19 protein-coding genes are annotated in these 16,350 nt (G+C 64.5%); 7 read left to right on the top strand and 12 right to left on the bottom strand.

Annotated features, from left to right (window positions below; translation table 11 throughout):
* Positions 1 to 364: 364 nt before the first annotated feature.
* Together mazG and ACYQ3G_RS00425 are read right to left on the bottom strand one after the other, a co-directional pair.
* Positions 365 to 1,144, bottom strand: coding sequence for a nucleoside triphosphate pyrophosphohydrolase (gene mazG / locus ACYQ3G_RS00430; protein ID WP_459821312.1), 780 nt, complete (start codon positions 1,142 to 1,144; stop codon positions 365 to 367).
* Complete coding sequence (locus ACYQ3G_RS00425; RefSeq protein ID WP_459821310.1) at positions 1,131 to 1,703, bottom strand: CvpA family protein; 573 nt, start codon at positions 1,701 to 1,703, stop codon at positions 1,131 to 1,133. Before ACYQ3G_RS00425 ends, mazG begins: the two co-directional genes overlap by 14 nt.
* 168 nt (positions 1,704 to 1,871) lie before the next feature.
* Between ACYQ3G_RS00425 and ACYQ3G_RS00420 the strand changes: the two genes are divergently transcribed.
* Both ACYQ3G_RS00420 and ACYQ3G_RS00415 read left to right on the top strand, forming a co-directional pair.
* Positions 1,872 to 2,219, top strand: coding sequence for a hypothetical protein (locus tag ACYQ3G_RS00420; protein WP_459821308.1), 348 nt, complete (start codon positions 1,872 to 1,874; stop codon positions 2,217 to 2,219).
* An 89-nt stretch (positions 2,220 to 2,308) separates the two neighbouring features.
* Complete coding sequence (locus tag ACYQ3G_RS00415; RefSeq protein WP_459821306.1) at positions 2,309 to 4,855, top strand: TIGR03960 family B12-binding radical SAM protein; 2,547 nt, start codon at positions 2,309 to 2,311, stop codon at positions 4,853 to 4,855.
* A gap of 36 nt (positions 4,856 to 4,891) precedes the next feature.
* Here the strand turns inward: ACYQ3G_RS00415 and ACYQ3G_RS00410 are convergent, their stop codons facing one another.
* A complete protein-coding gene (locus tag ACYQ3G_RS00410; RefSeq protein ID WP_028578663.1) occupies positions 4,892 to 5,284 on the bottom strand; it encodes a Ros/MucR family transcriptional regulator in 393 nt (130 codons plus the stop codon).
* A gap of 160 nt (positions 5,285 to 5,444) precedes the next feature.
* Between ACYQ3G_RS00410 and ACYQ3G_RS00405 the strand changes: the two genes are divergently transcribed.
* Positions 5,445 to 5,927 carry a hypothetical protein gene (locus ACYQ3G_RS00405; protein WP_028578662.1) on the top strand — a complete coding sequence of 161 codons (483 nt, stop codon included), beginning with the start codon at positions 5,445 to 5,447 and terminating at the stop codon, positions 5,925 to 5,927.
* An 87-nt stretch (positions 5,928 to 6,014) separates the two neighbouring features.
* Here the strand turns inward: ACYQ3G_RS00405 and ACYQ3G_RS00400 are convergent, their stop codons facing one another.
* From ACYQ3G_RS00400 to ACYQ3G_RS00365, 8 genes are all read right to left on the bottom strand, one after another.
* Positions 6,015 to 6,512 (bottom strand): hypothetical protein, encoded by a 498-nt coding sequence (locus ACYQ3G_RS00400; RefSeq protein WP_459821303.1) that lies wholly within the window; start codon positions 6,510 to 6,512, stop codon positions 6,015 to 6,017.
* 16 nt (positions 6,513 to 6,528) lie between these two features.
* The gene (locus tag ACYQ3G_RS00395) at positions 6,529 to 7,125 is read right to left on the bottom strand and encodes a hypothetical protein (RefSeq protein WP_459821301.1); all 597 of its coding nucleotides are present in this window, start codon (positions 7,123 to 7,125) and stop codon (positions 6,529 to 6,531) included.
* Positions 7,122 to 7,643 carry a homoserine kinase gene (thrB, locus tag ACYQ3G_RS00390; RefSeq protein ID WP_459821299.1) on the bottom strand — a complete coding sequence of 174 codons (522 nt, stop codon included), beginning with the start codon at positions 7,641 to 7,643 and terminating at the stop codon, positions 7,122 to 7,124. The genes ACYQ3G_RS00395 and thrB overlap by 4 nt, the downstream gene beginning before the upstream one ends.
* Before the next feature lie 72 nt (positions 7,644 to 7,715).
* On the bottom strand, positions 7,716 to 8,441 hold the full coding sequence (locus tag ACYQ3G_RS00385; protein WP_028578659.1) for an ABC transporter ATP-binding protein: 726 nt from the start codon (positions 8,439 to 8,441) through the stop codon (positions 7,716 to 7,718).
* Positions 8,438 to 9,205 (bottom strand): ABC transporter ATP-binding protein, encoded by a 768-nt coding sequence (locus ACYQ3G_RS00380; protein WP_459821297.1) that lies wholly within the window; start codon positions 9,203 to 9,205, stop codon positions 8,438 to 8,440. Before ACYQ3G_RS00380 ends, ACYQ3G_RS00385 begins: the two co-directional genes overlap by 4 nt.
* 1 nt (position 9,206) lies before the next feature.
* Entirely contained in the window at positions 9,207 to 10,223 is a 1,017-nt protein-coding gene (locus ACYQ3G_RS00375) for a branched-chain amino acid ABC transporter permease (RefSeq protein ID WP_028578657.1), read from the bottom strand.
* Positions 10,224 to 10,226: 3 nt separating this feature from the next.
* Positions 10,227 to 11,153 carry a branched-chain amino acid ABC transporter permease gene (locus ACYQ3G_RS00370; protein ID WP_028578656.1) on the bottom strand — a complete coding sequence of 309 codons (927 nt, stop codon included), beginning with the start codon at positions 11,151 to 11,153 and terminating at the stop codon, positions 10,227 to 10,229.
* A 73-nt stretch (positions 11,154 to 11,226) separates the two neighbouring features.
* Positions 11,227 to 12,393: an ABC transporter substrate-binding protein gene (locus tag ACYQ3G_RS00365; protein ID WP_459821295.1), complete on the bottom strand. Its 1,167-nt coding sequence runs from the start codon at positions 12,391 to 12,393 to the stop codon at positions 11,227 to 11,229.
* Positions 12,394 to 12,832: 439 nt separating this feature from the next.
* Here ACYQ3G_RS00365 and ACYQ3G_RS00360 point away from each other — a divergent pair, with 439 nt between their 5' ends.
* The 3 genes from ACYQ3G_RS00360 to hemC are packed head-to-tail and all read left to right on the top strand — an operon-like array spanning position 12,833 to position 14,661.
* Positions 12,833 to 13,456, top strand: a complete 624-nt coding sequence (locus ACYQ3G_RS00360; protein ID WP_459821293.1) for a D-sedoheptulose 7-phosphate isomerase — start codon at positions 12,833 to 12,835, stop codon at positions 13,454 to 13,456.
* 10 nt (positions 13,457 to 13,466) lie between these two features.
* Positions 13,467 to 13,709, top strand: a complete 243-nt coding sequence (locus ACYQ3G_RS00355) for an FmdB family zinc ribbon protein (protein WP_028578653.1) — start codon at positions 13,467 to 13,469, stop codon at positions 13,707 to 13,709.
* A gap of 16 nt (positions 13,710 to 13,725) precedes the next feature.
* Positions 13,726 to 14,661, top strand: coding sequence for a hydroxymethylbilane synthase (gene hemC / locus ACYQ3G_RS00350; RefSeq protein WP_459821290.1), 936 nt, complete (start codon positions 13,726 to 13,728; stop codon positions 14,659 to 14,661).
* Between the two features lie 51 nt (positions 14,662 to 14,712).
* On the opposite strand, the gene cobT is transcribed toward hemC, so the two are convergent.
* The gene (gene cobT, locus ACYQ3G_RS00345) at positions 14,713 to 15,777 is read right to left on the bottom strand and encodes a nicotinate-nucleotide--dimethylbenzimidazole phosphoribosyltransferase (protein ID WP_459821288.1); all 1,065 of its coding nucleotides are present in this window, start codon (positions 15,775 to 15,777) and stop codon (positions 14,713 to 14,715) included.
* 67 nt (positions 15,778 to 15,844) lie between these two features.
* Here cobT and ACYQ3G_RS00340 point away from each other — a divergent pair, with 67 nt between their 5' ends.
* Positions 15,845 to 16,306, top strand: coding sequence for a 2-thiouracil desulfurase family protein (locus ACYQ3G_RS00340; RefSeq protein WP_459821286.1), 462 nt, complete (start codon positions 15,845 to 15,847; stop codon positions 16,304 to 16,306).
* The last annotated feature ends 44 nt before the right edge of the window (positions 16,307 to 16,350 follow it).

The following is a 16,350-nucleotide window of genomic DNA, read 5'->3' as shown; positions in this document are numbered from 1 at the left end:
ATGCGGTCGGACGAGCAGGCGGAGGGCCGCGTTGCCTGCGTTTCGCATCGCCGCGGAGTCATCCCCGCGCAGGCGGGGATCCTCTTCGGGTTTGCGATATCCGGTTGGAAAGGCATGGATTCCCGCCTGCGCGGGAATGACGTGATGGTGTTGCGGATGTCGGAGATGCGGTCGGGCGCAGTGCCGTCATCAGTATCGCCCCATCCGGATTCGCGAAGTCCCGGTTGGAGAAGGATGGCGTGAAACCGTCAGGAGACCGCTGAGGATCGATTCTGGACTGCGTTGCTCACCGATTTTGAAGGGCTCATGGAGACGGCTACACTTCGCCCTTCAAAATCGGTTCACGCCTTGCCACAATCGATCCTCAGCGGTCTGCCTTTATTTCGTCCCAGAGCTTGTCCATTTCTGCCAGACTCATCCGGTCCAATTCCAGGCCGCGTTCGACGGCCAGCTTTTCCATGGCCTCAAAGCGGCGCAGAAACTTGGCGTTGGCCACGGCCAGGGCCGAATTGGCCTTGATGCCGCGTCTGCGGCCGTACTCCACCAGCGAAAAGAGGTAGTCGCCGAACTCCTCCTCACGGGCCGCGGCGTCGTCCACGGCCAGGGCGTCCTGAAGCTCCCGCCATTCCTCGGCCAGCTTGGCCTCCTGGTCCGCGTCCGTGGGCCAGGTGAAACCGGCGCGGGCGGCCTTGGAGTTGATGCGGTAGGCGCGCAAAAGCGGCGGCAGGCTGGCAGGCAGGGAGGCGAAGACGCCCGGGTCCTTGTCCTTCTCGGCCTTCTCCTGCTTCTTGATCTTCTCCCAGTTGGTGATGACCTCGGCCACGTCGGCGGCCTTTTCGCCGTAGACGTGGGGGTGGCGGCGGATCATCTTGGCCACGTTGTTCGCCAGGGCCGTCTGCAGGAAATCCGGTATCCCGCGGTCCATGTAGCGGCCGATGAAGAGCAGGAGGAAAAGGACGTCGCCCAGTTCCTCGGCGATCTCGGCCGGGTCGTTCTGGCGGATGGCCTCCACCAGTTCGAAGCACTCCTCCACGAGGTAGTCGCACATGCTCTGGGGGGTCTGTTCCTTGTCCCAGGGACAGCCGTTTGGTCCGGTCAGGGTGTCGATGACCTCGACGATGCGGTCGAAATTATGTTTTTGCACCTGTGTTTCCTTTGATATCCTTCAGTTTTTCCTTGACGTTGCGTTCCCATTCAAGCTGCAGTTCGCGGCTCTTGAGCAGGAACTGGTCCCGCATGTCCTTGGGGAGCGTCTCGGCCAGCATGGTGTTGAACATGTTCACGTACGGCACCAGCTGCGACTCCGTCAGGATCGTGGCCTTGGACGGCAGGAAGGCCGTCAGGGCCAGGACGATGATGCTGCACAGCAGCGCCCCCTTGAAGAAGCCCAGGAGGCCGCCGCCGATGCTGTCCAGCCAGCCGAGCATGATGAGCTTCAGGATCTTGCGGATCAGAGCGGCCGTTAGGAAGACCACGGCCACGGTGCCGAGGAAGATGCCGAGGTAGGCGGCCAGATTGGCCAGGCCGGGGCCTCCCAGGGGCTTTTCGAGAAGGGGCGCGAGTTCGCCGTGGAAGACGTTGGCCAGGATAAAGCCCAGGATCAGGCCCAGGATGGAGGCCACCTCCTTGACCAGGCCGCGGAAGATGCCGCGCAGGCCCAGAAAGCCCAGAATGACGCAAAAGACGATGTCGAGTGTGTTCATGTCCGTCCCCTCGCAGTGTTGGCCCCGGCTACCACAAAGCATCCCGGGGGGGAAGGGCGGGAGGGGGGGGCGACCTTGACAGTGCCCAGCGCAGCTCTTAATCATTTCATCTTTGGCCCAGCGCGCGTTTCGTGCGGTTGCGGGCCCCAAAAACTCGACGAGGTGACAATGTACGATATCAGATTGGTCAAGCTGGTGAACGGCGACATGGTGCTCGGCAAGTGGGATCAGGACAAGGGCCTCATCCAGGACCCGGCCGTCCTGCAGACCATCCCCACCCAGCAGGGCGGCGTGCAGATGCTGCTGCTGCCTTTCGGCTACCCCTTCGACCAGAACATTGAAGGCGAGATCGACCAGCGGCACGTCATCTTCCAGTACAAGACCGTGCCCGAGGAGCTGAAGACCAAGTATCTCGAAGCGACCACCAACCTGACCCTTTCGGCTCCCGGCGGCCTGCGCAACCTGGGCGGCATGGGCGGCGGCGTGTCCGACTTCAGCAAGTTCCTGAAAAAATAACCCCGGGGCGGGGGTATGGAAAAGAGGGTGGAGCGGCCACGCGTGGCGCGCCACCTTTTTTTTCTGCCCACCCGGCCCTCCAAGGACCCATGAAGGCTCTGCTTCCCCTCTTTTCGCGGCCCAGCCACTATCTCGGCACCGAGATCAACAGCGTGCACAAGGACCCGGCGACGGTCCGTGCCCACGTGGCCCTTGCCTTTCCGGACCTGTACGAGGTCGGCATGTCCTATCTCGGCCAGAAGATCCTCTACGATATCGTCAACGCCGACGAGCGCTTCTACGCCGAACGCGTCTTCGCGCCCACCGAGGACGTGGCCGCGGTGCTGCGCAAGCACGGCGCGCCCCTGGCCACCCTGGAGAGTGACACGCCCCTGGGCAGCCTGGACGCCGTCATGTTCAGCATCACCCACGAGCTGTGCTACACCAACATCCTCTACATGCTCGACCTCTCAGGGATACCGCTGCGCGCGTCCGAACGCGGCGCAGGGCACCCCCTGGTCGTGGCCGGCGGCGGCTGCACCTTCAACGCAGAGCCCATCGCGGCGTTCATGGACCTCATGGTCCTGGGCGACGGTGAGGAGATCCTGCCGGAGATGCTCGCGGTCATGGCCCAGGCCAGGGAAGAGGGCGTCGATCGGGCCGGGCTGATCCGTCGTCTGTCGGTGCTCCCCGGCGTGTACGTGCCGTCCGATTTCGAGGACGACGGCAGCGGAGCCATGCGGCCTGTTCACAACGGGGCGCCCCGCGTGGAGAAACGCGTCGTGGCGGACATGAACCGCACGACCTTCCCGACCCGCCAGATCGTGCCCTTCGGCAAGCCCGTGCACGACCGCTTTTCCGTGGAGATCGCGCGCGGTTGCACGCGCGGCTGCCGCTTCTGCCAAGCGGGCATGATCTACCGCCCGGTGCGCGAGCGCGAGGTCGACGTCCTGGCCTCCATCATCGGCCGGGGCCTGGCCGATACGGGCAGCGAGGAGCTGTCCTTTTTGTCGCTGAGCACCGGCGACTTCAGCGCCCTGGAGGCCCTGTTCCTGTCCTCCTACAGCCACTGCCGCCAGGAGCAGGTCTCCATCTCCCTGCCGTCCCTGCGCGTGGGTTCGGTCTCCGAGGACCTCATGCGCCTCATGGGCAAGATCCGCCACACGGGCATGACCCTGGCCCCCGAAGCCGGCACCCAGCGCCTGCGCGACGTCATCAACAAGGGCGTGACCGAGGAGGAACTCCTCGACCACACCGGCAAGGCCTTCCGCCTGGGCTGGCAGCAGGTCAAACTCTATTTCATGATCGGCCTGCCCACGGAGACGGCCGAGGACCTGGACGGCATCCTGGACCTCTGCCTCAAGGTGGCGGCCAGCGCGGGCCGGGGCGCCAAGCGGCTGCAGATCACGGCCGCGGTCTCGCCCTTCGTGCCCAAGCCGCACACGCCCTTCCAGTGGGAGCGGCAGATCTCCATGGCCGAGATCGAGGAGCGCCTCGGCTACCTGCGCGGCATCTTCAGGCCTTACCGCAAGCTCAAGCTCAAGTGGCACCATTCGCACATGACCTGGCTCGAAGGCGTCTTCTCCCGCGGCGACAGACGGCTGGCCCCGGCCGTAGAGGGGGCCTACCGCAAGGGCGCGCTCTTCACCAGTTGGACCGACCACCTGCGCCTGGAGCCCTGGCTCGAAGCCTTTGCCGAGGCCGGCGTGGAAGCCGAAAGCTACCTCGCCGCGCGGGATCCGGAACAGCCCCTGCCCTGGGATCACCTGACTTCGGGCGTGAGCCGCAAATTCCTGCTGACGGAGCGCCGCCGTGCCCTGGACGGCTCGATCACGCCGGACTGCCGTTACGACTCCTGCCGGGCCTGCGGCGTCTGCACCCTGGACGGCCGCCCCTCGGAGTTGGCCGGCCAGGCCGCGGACCACGACATCGTGCCGGTCATCAACCGCGCCACGCGCGACCAGGAGGAGTCCGGCGAGGTCGAGGAGGCCCTGGCGCCGTCCGTGGACCTGCAGCACAAGGAGCAGCGCTTCCGGCTGTGGTACACCAAGACCGGCCCGGCCATGTACCTGAGCCAGTTGGAGCTGCAGCGCATCTTCGAACGGGCCTTCCGGCGCGCGCGGCTGCCCCTGGCCTTCAGCGGCGGGTTCCACCCCATTCCGCTCCTGTCCTTTGCCCGGGCCCTGCCCGTGGGCGTAGGTAGCGTGTGCGAATGGATGGACTTCTTCGTGCGCGAGCGGCTGGATGTCGAGGGGCTGCCGGCGCTCCTCAACGCGGAACTGCCTCACGGCATGCGCGCCGCGCGCGTGGACGAGCTGCCCTGCCAGCGGCGGGCGCCCATCTCGAACCGCGAGCGGTTTACCCTGTCCTTCGGCCAGGCGGCAGACGGCGAGCGGTTCGCGCAACGCCTTGCGCCGTTCATGGCGGCGCAGGAATGGAAGGCACCCAAGCTGACCAAGAAGGGCGAACCGGGTGAGGTCGACGTGCGGCCCATGGTCAGCTCCGTGGAGAGGACCGACGACGGGTATGTCATTGATTTTGATTGGCAGGCCTTGTACGTCAGCCCGGTGTTCGTGCTGCAGGCCGTGGATGCGGACTTTTCCCTGCTGCAGGGGCGCCTGGTGAAGACGGCGCAGTTCTTCGAGGTGGGAGAATGAGAAAGGGCGAAGCACTCGCTTCGCCCTTCCGGTGGTCTACTTCTTGACCCGTTTCTCCCAGAGTTTCATGTCCTGCATCTTCTTGCGGCGGTCACGAGCCAGGGACTTTGCCACCAGGGACGTACCCTTCTTGTAGCCCCATTTCTCCCGGTATTCCTCGGGAGTGAGGCCGTGGGTCGCCAGGTGGCGCTTGGTCAGGACCTTGAAGGATTTTTCGCATTCCATGCAGATGATGCTCTTTTCGCGGATGGCCTTCTTGGCGTCATCGGCGGAAGGAGCCTTGACCGGCTCGGGCTGCGTTCCTTCAGCGACATTCTTGATTCCTTCGGTCAACGAACGAACCATGGATGTCAGCTCTTCCTCGGTCATGTTGCGCACACTGGCTTGTGCTTTGACGATTTCGAGGGCTTGCTTGACATAATCTTCCATGTAAACCTCCAACTATCGCGTATTTGTAATGTGCAGTATTACAGTCGACAAATATTTTTGTCAACAATCCTCGCGATACGTATTCTTGCTCTGCTTTGCCGTACTCATAATTGATTTTTCACAGATGTTTTCATGATCACCAAGGTACAGGGAGAAGAAAATGGCTATTCCTCAAGATGCTCTGATCGACACGGCTAACGTTTTCCATTTCGAGTTCTGGCTCCGTTATTATTTCATCGAAGAACGGGACGGAAAACTTTTCATTGCGCTGACCGACGAGCAGCAGAAACAGATGCAGGCCCAGTTTGCGGATTACTGGGAACTCGTGGAGCGGGTGAAAGACCGGCCCCTTTCCCCTGAATTGTCGCAGCAGTCCGTGGTCGAATTTCTCCAGCTCAACCTGGAAGGCAAGAAATTCCCTGCCAACACCGTGATCAGGGTGCTGGACAGCAAGGAGTTTTCAACTGAGATGTATCTCTTCGATACGTGGGCCAACCTGCATGAGGAGCAGCTCATGCAGAAGATCTACGGTTTCGATTATTGGATGCACGCCTACGGGGAGTGGAAGGAGTCCGACAGGGCCAGACAGCTGGCGCAGTCCCTCCAGGTCCAGATGCAGGGCGAGCGCGGCACCATGAACTGACCGACCGTTTTCCGGTACGGAAATGACAGAACGCCCCCGGGAGCATGCTCCCGAGGGCGTTCTGTCGTCTGGGCCGGTTCGGGGCGCCTACTGGAACAGGGCGCCCTGGCTGGCGAAGAATACCTCGGCCTTGTTGGCGGTTCCCTGGGTGCTTTTTTCGGCAGTCAATTCCATGCGATAGCCGAAGGAGATGTAGAGGGGGCCCGATGAGCCGAGGGATTCGGGAGTGAGGTGGAATTCGAAGGGCACGCCTTTGTCGCGATCCAGCCCGGTCGGGAGGTAGAGGCGCAGGTCCTTGGCCAGGACCCGGCTGCTGTCGTCGGAAAGATAGATCTGCATCCAGAGGTCCTGAATCCATGTGGCCCACACCGGGATGGCATCGGCCACGGGTTTGGCTGTGCCCGTGACGATCAGCCTGTTGTCCTCCAGGCGGCTGGTGTAGGTGAACTCCCAGTAGCGCATGGCCAGGGTTTCCTGCTGGCCCAGGGTCCAGGGCTTCTTGTCCAGGTGAACGACGCTCAGGTGCGCGCAGGACGCCACCAGCAGGGTCAGCAGGACGAGGGCCGTCTTCAGGCGAGGATGCATGCCGGTCTCCGTGGTTTCACGATTTGGGTGTGCCTTGGACTATCATTTCGGCCAGGGTCAGATCAACCCGCGGCAGGGAACGGATTCTGGCCGGCCCCACGAACTGCACCTCGAGCTCCATGAGCCGGGTGTAGAAGGCCGTGCGGTCCAGGACGGGAAAGGAATCGGCCGACGCGCAAAGCTCCTGGCTGCGGAAGCAGCCAGGGAAATCCACGCTGCGCCCGTTGGGGTAGCGCAGGCGGTTGGGCACGCCGTGCAGCCTGCAGATCATCAGACGGTGCATGTACACGCCGCAGCGGCCGTCGTCGTTCAGGGGGCACATGATGTGCGGCCGCTCCCCCCGGGCCAGGGCGTCGCCGGCCTCGCGCACGTACGCGCGGGCCCGCTTCTCGTATTCGGCCCGGCGCTCGGGCGGCAGTTCGGACAGCCCCTGCAGGAGAAAGGCCCACTCGATGCGCGTGTGGTGCTGGAAGTAGCTCGTGCAGCAGTTGTCAGGACAGTTGTCGCAGGTCAGGCCCAGGGTCTGTGCGTGCCGGACATAGGCGTCCTGCATGTCGGCATACAGGGCGGCCAGCTTGCGGAAGGCCTGGGCGGGCAGAAGTTTCTTGGTCACGACGGGTTCTCGGTGTTTCCGGATAGGGCTTGGATGATGGCGGCACAGGTCTGGTCGGGGTCCTGGCCGTCGGTGCGCACCCGCACCTGGGCGTAGCGTGCATACAGGGGGACGCGCTCGTCGTAAAGGTCCCGGATAGTCTGTCCGGGCGCGATGGCCAGCCCCCGGGAGCAGGGGTTGGTCAGCCGGCCGGCGATGTCCTCGAAGGACGATTCGAGGTACACGATGCGCCCGAGGGTCGCCAGGTGCTGCATGGCCAGGGCGCTGTAGACCACGCTGCCGCCCGTGGCGATGACGCATTTTTTGAGGAAGGTGCGCCTGATCTGCTCGGCCTCGGCCTGCACGAAGGCGTCGCGGCCGAGGTGGTCGCTGACGGCCTGCAGCGGGGCGCCCCACCAGGCCTCCAGGAGCAGGTCCGTGTCAACGAAGGCCCAGCCCAGCTCCCTGGCCAGTCTCCTGCCGACGGTGGACTTGCCGGCCGCGGCCATGCCGATGAGGATGATGTTGTCGTAATCCATGTTCTGGTCCGCCAAAAAACGAAGCCCAAGCGGAGCGCCCGGGCTTCGTTTGAAAACAGGGTGGTGCCGGGCTCAACCGCCCAAGTATGCCTTCTTCACGTCGGGGTTGTCCATGAGTTCCCGGGCGTTGCCCGAGGCCACGATGGCCCCCGTGTCGAGCACGTAGCCGCGGTGGGCGAACTGCAGCGCGATGCGCGCGTTCTGCTCGATCAGCAGCAGCGTCATGCCCTGGGAATTGAGTTCCTTCAAGGCCCGGAACATGTCGTACATCAGAAGCGGCGCCAGGCCCATGGACGGCTCGTCGAGCATGATGAAGTCGGCCCCGGTCATCAGCGCCCGGCCCACGGCCAGCATCTGCTGCTCGCCGCCGGACAGGGACTCGCTGCGTTGCTTGCGGCGCTCCACCAGGCGCGGGAAGAGTTCGTAGACGCGTTCGTAGTCGCGGCGCACGTTGCCCATGTCCGTGCGGGCGTAGGTGGCCAGGGTCAGGTTCTCCTCCACGGTCAGGTTGCCGAAGATGTGCCGGCCTTCGGGCGCCAGGGCCATGTTCATCTTGGAGACGATCTCGTGCGGAGGAACGGGAAGCAGGCTCTGGCCCTTGTAGGTGATGTCGCCCTCGACGATCTTCGGCCCCTCGGGCGGGCCCAGGCGGGCGATGGACAGCAGGGTGGTGGTCTTGCCGGCGCCGTTGGCGCCGATGAGGGTCACGATCTCGCCCTTGTCCACGGTGAAGGAGATGCCGTGCAGGGCTTCGGTGTTGCCGTATCTGACTTTGAGATTGGTGACGGAAAGCATCAGATGTTCTCATCTCCCAGGTAGGCCTTGATGACCTCCGGGTTGTTGCGGATTTCCTCCGGCGTGCCCTCGGCGATGGTCGCGCCGAAGTCGATGACCTTGATCCACTGGCACAGGCTCATGACCACGGTCATCTGGTGTTCGATCATCCAGATGGCCAGGTCGAACTCCTTGTGGATCCACTCGACCAGCCTGATCAGCTCCACCACGTCGGTGGAGGGCAGGCCCGCGGCCGGTTCGTCCAGGAGCAGGAGCTTGGGCTTGATGGACAGGGCGCGGGCGATCTCGACCTTGCGCTGGGTGCCGTAGGGCAGGTTGGGCGGCACCTCGTCGGCCAGGTCGCGCATGCCCATGAACTCCAGGAGCTCCATGGCCTCGTGGTCGATGGCCTTCTCGCGGTCGGCGTAGCGCCGGGTGCGCAGCAGGGAGTCCACGAGGCTGTAGCCGAGGCGGTAGTGCTGGGAGACCTTGATGTTGTCCAGCACGGTCATGTCGTTCCACAGCCGGATGTTCTGGAAGGTCCGGGCCACGCCCAGGGACGTGACCTGGTGCGGCTTCATGCCGCGCGTGTCGACGCCGCCGATTTTGATGGACCCGGACGTGGGCTGGTAGAAGCCGCTGACCAGGTTGAAGACTGTCGTCTTGCCGGCGCCGTTGGGTCCGATCAGGGCGCACATCTCGCGGCCCTCCAGACGGACGGAGAACTCGTTGACGGCCAGCAGACCGCCGAAGCGTTGGGTCAGGTCGGTTATTTCGAGCAGGGCCATGTCATTTGAACCTGTAGAAGCGCTTGAGTTTGGGGAAGATGTCCGAAAGCTCGCGATTGCCCATAAGGCCCTCGGGGCGGAACTGCATGAGAACGATGAGAAGCATGGGGATGGCCACCCATTTGAGCTGCTCCAGGGGCTTCAGGAACTCCAGCAGGATGGTGAAGATGCCCGCCGCCAGGATGGAGCCCGTCAGGGAGCCCATGCCGCCCAGGTAGACCATGACCAGGCACTCGGTGGAGCGCAGGATGGTGAAGGAGGCCGGGTTCACGAAGCCGATGAGATAGGCGTAGAGGCCGCCCGCCAGCCCGGCCAGACCCGAGGAGAGCATGAAGGCCACGAGCTTCATGTGGTTGGTGTTGACGCTCATGATCTCGGCCGCGACCTCGTCCTGGTGGATGGCCATGACGCCCTTGCCGTAGGTCGAGTAGACGAAGCGGCGCAGCAGCCAGATCGTCAGCACCACGCCGATGAAGATCCAGACGAGCATCCAGGGCACGGTGAAGCTCTCCTCGATGGACAGCACAACCTTCTTCATGCCCATGAAGCCGCGGGGGCCACCGACGATCTCGATGTTCTCCAGGGCGCTCTTGACGATGTAGCCCGCGGCCAGGGTGATGACGGCCAGGTAGTCGCCGCGCGTCTTGAAGGACGGGATGGCGACCAGCAGGCCCACCAGGGCCGCGGCCGCGAAACCCGTGGCCAGGATGAGGGGGAATGCCAGGGGGGCGAGGCTCATGGGCAACAGCGCCGGGCCGAGGTGCTCGTCGCCGACGAAGAGGATGACGCCGACGATGGAGGCCGTGTAGGCCCCCACGGCCATGAAGCCGGCGTGGCCGCAGCTGAATTCGCCCATGTAGCCGTTGACCAGGTTCAGGCTGGCGGCCAGGATCATGTAGATGCCCATGGTGCACAGGAAGGTCTGCGCGTACTGGCCGAGGAGGCCGGTCTGCGTCATGGCGACGAGGCCCAGGAGCATGGCGCAGAGCGCCGCTGGTGTGGTGAGGCGTGGACTCATGGTTCAGATCTTCGTGGTTCTGGGCTTGCCGAAGAGCCCGGTTGGTTTCCAGGAGAGAATGCCCAGCAGGATGGTGAAGGAGATCAGGTCGCGCAGCTCGGAGCTGAAGGTCGCGGCCACGGCCACCTCCAGGAAGGCCAGCAGGAACCCGCCGATGAAGGCGCCGCGGATGTCGCCGATGCCGCCGACGACGGCGGCGATGAAGGCCTTCCAGCCCACCAGGGCGCCCATGAACGGGTCGAGGACCGGGAAGTTCATGGCGTAGAGCAGCCCGGCCAGGCCGGCCATGGAGGAGCCCAGGAAAAAGGTGAAGATGATGACGATATCGAGCGGTATGCCCATCAGCGGCACCGCGAACTTGTCGAAGGACACCGCGCGCATGGCCATGCCGATCTTGGTCCGCGTCACGATCCACTGCAGCAGGCCGAAGACCGCGAAGCTGGTGAAGATGGCGGCCAGTTTCAGGCTCGTGACCGTGGCCCCGCCGATCTCGAAGATGGCGCGGGGCACCAGGGTCGGGAAGGACTTGCGGGTGGCGCCGAGCATGGCCAGGTTGCCGTACTCCAGCACGATGCCCATCATCAGGGCCGTGATGACCACGTAGAGGCGGTTGGCGCCCTTCAGGCGCAGGGGCCGGTAGGCCACGCGCTCGATGAAGACGCCCACGCCCGAGGTCAGGAGCATGGTCAGGGGCACGGTCAGGGCCAGCACGATCCAGCCGGACATGCCGGCGTCGAGGACGCCGTACTTGCCCATGAGCGCCGTGGCGCAGAAGAAGGCGATGTAGGCGCCGACCATGAAGATGTCGCCGTGGGCGAAGTTGATAAGCAGGAGCACGCCGTAGACCAGGCAGTACCCCAGGGCGATGAGGGAGTAATAGCTGCCCAGCTGCAGGGCGTTGATGCCCTGTTGGATGAAAGTTTCGAGCATGTTCTGGTCCGGAATCGGTTGGAATGTCACAAGGCCGGAGGGCGGGTGCCCGCCCTCCGGAAGTCAGCCAGGGTTACGGGCAGACGGTCTCGTGGAACGTGAACTCGCCGGCGTCGTCGATCTTGACGATGACGGCGCACTTGGAGGGATCGCCGCTCTTGCCGTCGTAGCTCATGGTGCCGGTGATGCCTTCGAAGCCGGTCATGGAGGCCAGGGCGGCGCGCAGGCCGTCGCGGTCCTTGGCGAGGTCGCCGGACAGGGCGCCCATCTTCTGGATGGCGGCCAGGGCCATGTTGGTGGCGTCCCAGGTCAGGGCGCCGACGTCATCCGGGATCTGGCCGTACTTGGCGTTGAAGTTGTCGATGAATTCCTTGGTCGCGCCCTTGGCGCCGGCGGCGGCGTAGTGGGTCACGAAGTACTGGCCCTTGCAGTCGTCGCCGCACAGGCCCATGAGCTCGGCGGAGCCCCAGGAGTCGGAGCCGAGGATCGGGCCCTTGAAGCCCAGTTCGCGGGCCTGGCGCACGATGAGCGGCACTTCGTTGTAGTACTGGGGGGTGAAGAGGACGTCGGGCTTGGTTTTGATGATCTTGGTCAGCTGGGCCGAGAAGTCCACGTCCTTGGTGGTGAAGGTTTCGTAGGCCACGACGGCGCCTGCGCCGTGCAGTTCCTCGAAGCTCTTCTTGAAGAATTCGGACAGGCCCTTGGAGTAGTCCTGGGCCACGTCGAAGAGGACGGCGGCGGTCTTGGCCTTCAGCTGGTTGGTGGCGAACTTGGCGGCCACGGGGCCCTGGAAGTCATCCAGGAAGCAGGCGCGGAAGACGTAGGGGCGGTCCATGGTGGTCTTGGGGTTGGTGGACCAGGGGGCGAGCATGACGGTCTTGAGGTTGTTGGCCACTTCGCCCGCGGGGACGGCGCGGCCGGAGCCCATGGGACCGACCATGGCCAGGACCTTCTCGCCTTCGATCAGCTTGAGGGCCGCGTTGACGGCGGATTCGGGCTTGGTCTCGTTGTCCACGTAGACGAATTCGAGCTGGTACTTCTTGCCGCCGACGTCCAGGCCGCCCTTGGCGTTGACCTGCTCCTTGAGCATTTCGGCGGACTGCTTTGCCATCTCACCCACTTTGGGAATGTCGCCGGTCATCGGGATGTTGAAGCCAAGCTTGATGGTCTCGGCCCCCGCGGCCGCAGTAAAGAGCAGCACGCATACCAGGGTCAGGAAAACACGAGCAAATTTCTTCACAAACAACCTCCATGAGTAAGTGTTACAAAGTGACGGTTTTCTAAATGAGAAAACCAAAAAAAGAAAGGTATTTGAGGGGAGTGCGCCCTGTTTTGTAAGAAGTCGCGGCGCTTCGCAAAGAAGCGCGTGATTCAAGCCCCTTAGATGCGGTTTGATTGTGCAATCATCGTGCCTTCTGCGGTCAGGCGGAGGCGGAGAATTATCGACGGAGTTCGGAGCCGTTGCGCTGCGTTAATTCGCTCCAAGCCTGAGTTTACGAGTGATTGATTGTGTCACTGGTTCGGATTCCGAAATTGTCAAAGCTTCGCGGTTCGCGCAGCTCTGATTTTGCAAATTTGTATAATGCGCCGAAGGCGGTGGGGGAAGAAACCCTTGCCAAAGGGCAGGTGGGAACTTACAAACCATGGTCCTGTTCAAGCAATGAGGGGAGGGCCAGGCCATGACCGACAAGGTGCTGCGGATCATCACGACCCACGCGGAGGATGGAGCCGCGCTGCGCACGGCGTATTTCGCCGCTCACGCCCCCCAGGTCGCCGCCGCGGCCCGGGCCATGGCCCTGTGTCTCACGGGCGGGGGCAAGATCCTTTTCTGCGGCAACGGGGGCAGCGCGGCCGACGCCCAGCATTTCGCGGCCGAACTGGTCAACCGCTTCATGATGGAGCGTCCGCCGCTGCCGGCCATCGCCCTGACCACGGACACCTCGGCCCTGACGGCCATCGGCAACGACTATTCGTTCGACCAGATCTTCAGCAAGCAGGTTCGCGCGCTGGGGAGGCCGGGCGACGTGCTGGTCGGCATCTCCACGTCGGGCAGAAGCGCCAACGTCAACGAGGCGCTGCGGCTGGGCATGGAGAACGGCCTGGTGACCGTGGGGCTGGGCGGGGGAGACGGCGGGGACATGGCGCTGCACTGCCACCACGCCCTCATCGTCCCGGACACCAGGACGCCCCTCATCCAGGAGACCCACGCGGCCATCGGCCATCTGCTCTGCGGCCTGATCGACTACTATCTTTTCGAAGCGGTTGCCGAACTCGAACCGTTCCTGGGTTCGGAACAACCGTAAAGGAGGACATATGCCCATCTTCGAATACGTCTGCAACACCTGCCACAAGGAGTTCGAGGAAATCGTCCTCGGCGGCGAACAGCCCGTGTGCCCGGCGTGCGGCTCCGGCGACACCGCCAAACTCATGTCCCGGGGCGTCTTCCGCACCGGAGGGCCCATCGTCGCCGGCTCGCCCAGCGCGAGCGCCATCACCACCAGGGGCAAGAGCGGCTGCGGTTCCTGCAGCGGCGGCAACTGCTCCAGCTGTGGTTAACTTTCAAGGATCATTGATGAAGAATATTCGCATCGCCACCCGCGGGAGCAAGCTCGCCCTGTGGCAGGCGCACCACATTTCGGGCCTTCTCAAGGCCCAGTACCCCGGCATCGACGTCGAGCTGAACATCATCAAGACCAAGGGCGACAAGATTCTCGACGTCCCCCTGGCCAAGATCGGCGGCAAGGGGCTGTTCGTGAAGGAGATCGAAGAGGCGCTCTTGGCCGGTGAGGCCGACATCGCCGTGCACTCCATGAAGGACGTGCCCGCCGAACTGCCCGAGGGCCTCAAGCTCGGCATCATCCCCGAGCGCGAGGCGCCCACGGACTGTTTCCTGAGCGCGACCTACCCCGACGTCGCCTCCCTGCCGGCCGGCGCCCACGTCGGGACCAGCAGCCTGCGCCGCCAGACCCAGCTCATGGGCCTGCGCCGGGACCTGTGCATCGTCTCCCTGCGCGGCAACCTGGACACCCGCGTGGGCAAGCTCATGGCCGGCGAGTTCGACGCCATCATCGTGGCCATGGCCGGACTCAACCGACTGGGCCTTGGCGCTCCGCACATGCAGGAACTGGCCCCGCCGTCCTTTTTTCCGGCCGTGGCCCAGGGGGCGCTCGGCATCGAATACCGCACCGACCGGCCCGAGCTGGACGAGCTGTTGGCCTTCCTCGACCACGCGTCTACCAGGGCCTGCGTCGAGGCCGAGCGGTCCTTCCTTTTTGGTCTGGACGGCGGCTGCCAGGTGCCCATCGCCGGCTTCGCCACCCTGTCCGGGTCGACCCTGACCATGACGGGTCTGGTGGCCGACCTGTGCGGCGAGCGGGTCATCCGTCAGGAAGCCTCGGGCCCGGCCGCCGAAGCCGTGGCCCTGGGCGCCGGAGTGGCCCGGGCGGTTCTGGAGCGCGGCGGACAGGAGATTCTGGACGCGGTGTACAGGAGCGGCGCGGCCGTCTGAGCCGAGATGCTCGCGACATGAAAGGGCAGGCGGTTTTCCGCCCGCCCTTTTTCAATGTCCGGAGTCTACCCCGGCCGAGGAGAACGTGGCCATTTCGTTGTAGATGTTGGCCGCGCAGCGCAGGATGAAGACGGCCATGGCCGCGCCCGTGCCTTCGCCCAGACGCATGCCCAGGTTGAGCAGCGGGGCGCCTCCGAGGCCGTCCATGACCGCGGCGAAGCCCGGTTCGGCCGAAGCGTGGGCGAAGAAGGCGTATTCGGCCACGGCGGGGTGGATGGCCCTGGTAGCGGCGAAGGCGCTGGAGGAGATGAAGCCGTCGATGACGATCGCCATGCCCAGGCTCGCCCCGCCCAGGATCATTCCGGCCAGGGTGGCGATCTCGAAGCCGCCCAGGCAGGCCAGGATGTCGATGGGGTCGCCCGTGGCCACGACCGGCGCGTGCAGGGCCAGGGCACGCTCGATGACGCGGATCTTGTGGCGGATGCCTTCGGCGTTCAGGCCCGTTCCCGGCCCGGTGATGGCTTCGGGTTCCAGGCCCAGGAAGGCGCAGAACAGGGCCGTGGCCGGCGTGGTGTTGGCGATGCCCATCTCGCCCGTGCACAGGGTTTTCACCCCGTCTTCCCGCGCGGAGCGGGCCAGGCGCACCCCGTTTTCCAGGGCGGTCAGGCACTCCTGGCGCGTCATGGCCGGGCCGGTCGTGAAGTCGCGGGTACCGGGGGCGACCTTGCACTGCACCAGGGCCGGGTGCTCGGGGAAGGGCCCGCCCAGGCAGCCGGCGTCCACGACCTTGAGATCCACGCCGGCTGTGCGGGTCAGGACGTTGATGGCCGCGCCTTCACGCACGAAGTTTTCGACCATCTGTCGTGTCACGTCCTGTGGAAAGAGGCTCACACCCTGCGCCGCTACGCCGTGGTCGCCGGCGCAGGTGTAGACGCGGGCGGGGTCCACGCGAGGCGCATCGCCATCGGCCAGGGCCACCAGGCGGCAGGCGATGCGTTCCAGGGTGCCGAGGCTGCCCTTGGGTTTGGTCTGCGAGTCGAGATGGGCCTGGGCCTGTTCGAAATATGTCGGGTCGAGAGGACTGATGCGGTCGAGGGTGGATTGCAGCATGGACATGAAGCCTCCGGAATGTCACGATTTTTTTGGTAATTGCGAGCTCAACGGCTACAGGATGGAGGGCTGGATGACAAGGGACGATTTCCAGGAAAAAGGTCGGCAACCGCTGCTGGTCAGCGCCTGCCTACTGGGCGTGTACTGCCGCTACGACGGCCGCATGGAGACCGACGGGCGCGTCGCGGACCTGGCCTCGCGCTTCACGCTCATTCCCGTCTGTCCCGAACAGCTCGGCGGGCTGCCCACTCCCCGCGATGCCGTGGAACTGAGCGGGGACAGGGCCCTGGCCCGCAGCGGCGCGGACGTTACCGAAGCCTTTTACCGCGGCGTGGAGCAGGTCCTGCGCATCGCCTCCCTGACCGGCGCCCGGGCTGCGGTGCTGCAGCCGCGTTCGCCCAGTTGCGGCATCGGCGTGATCTACGACGGCACATTCACCGGGGTGCGCATCGAGGGCCACGGCATGCTGGCCGGGCGGCTGGCGGAAGAGGGTTTTTTCCTGTGCACCCCTGACGGGCTCGACCGCCTGGCCTGAAGCCTCTTTTCATTTCCCCGCAAAGGACTATAGGATCAGAAGAG

Source organism: Desulfomicrobium salsuginis, assembly GCF_054657795.1.
The sequence above is the reverse complement of the archived record's forward strand: the minus strand, read 5'-3'. Positions and strand labels throughout refer to the sequence as shown.

Excerpts from the sequence above, each read along its gene's own strand:
- ACYQ3G_RS00425 (WP_459821310.1), bottom strand. The coding sequence starts at position 1,703 with ATGAACACACTCGACATCGTCTTTTGCGTCATTCTGGGCTTTCTGGGC.
- hemC (WP_459821290.1), top strand. The coding sequence starts at position 13,726 with ATGAAGAATATTCGCATCGCCACCCGCGGGAGCAAGCTCGCCCTGTGG.
- ACYQ3G_RS00380 (WP_459821297.1), bottom strand. The coding sequence starts at position 9,205 with ATGGCCCTGCTCGAAATAACCGACCTGACCCAACGCTTCGGCGGTCTG.
- thrB (WP_459821299.1), bottom strand. The coding sequence starts at position 7,643 with ATGGATTACGACAACATCATCCTCATCGGCATGGCCGCGGCCGGCAAG.
- ACYQ3G_RS00370 (WP_028578656.1), bottom strand. The coding sequence starts at position 11,153 with ATGCTCGAAACTTTCATCCAACAGGGCATCAACGCCCTGCAGCTGGGC.
- ACYQ3G_RS00375 (WP_028578657.1), bottom strand. The coding sequence starts at position 10,223 with ATGAGTCCACGCCTCACCACACCAGCGGCGCTCTGCGCCATGCTCCTG.
- ACYQ3G_RS00410 (WP_028578663.1), bottom strand. The coding sequence starts at position 5,284 with ATGGAAGATTATGTCAAGCAAGCCCTCGAAATCGTCAAAGCACAAGCC.
- ACYQ3G_RS00420 (WP_459821308.1), top strand. The coding sequence starts at position 1,872 with ATGTACGATATCAGATTGGTCAAGCTGGTGAACGGCGACATGGTGCTC.
- ACYQ3G_RS00405 (WP_028578662.1), top strand. The coding sequence starts at position 5,445 with ATGGCTATTCCTCAAGATGCTCTGATCGACACGGCTAACGTTTTCCAT.
- ACYQ3G_RS00415 (WP_459821306.1), top strand. The coding sequence starts at position 2,309 with ATGAAGGCTCTGCTTCCCCTCTTTTCGCGGCCCAGCCACTATCTCGGC.
- ACYQ3G_RS00400 (WP_459821303.1), bottom strand. The coding sequence starts at position 6,512 with ATGCATCCTCGCCTGAAGACGGCCCTCGTCCTGCTGACCCTGCTGGTG.
- ACYQ3G_RS00360 (WP_459821293.1), top strand. The coding sequence starts at position 12,833 with ATGACCGACAAGGTGCTGCGGATCATCACGACCCACGCGGAGGATGGA.
- cobT (WP_459821288.1), bottom strand. The coding sequence starts at position 15,777 with ATGTCCATGCTGCAATCCACCCTCGACCGCATCAGTCCTCTCGACCCG.
- ACYQ3G_RS00355 (WP_028578653.1), top strand. The coding sequence starts at position 13,467 with ATGCCCATCTTCGAATACGTCTGCAACACCTGCCACAAGGAGTTCGAG.
- ACYQ3G_RS00340 (WP_459821286.1), top strand. The coding sequence starts at position 15,845 with ATGACAAGGGACGATTTCCAGGAAAAAGGTCGGCAACCGCTGCTGGTC.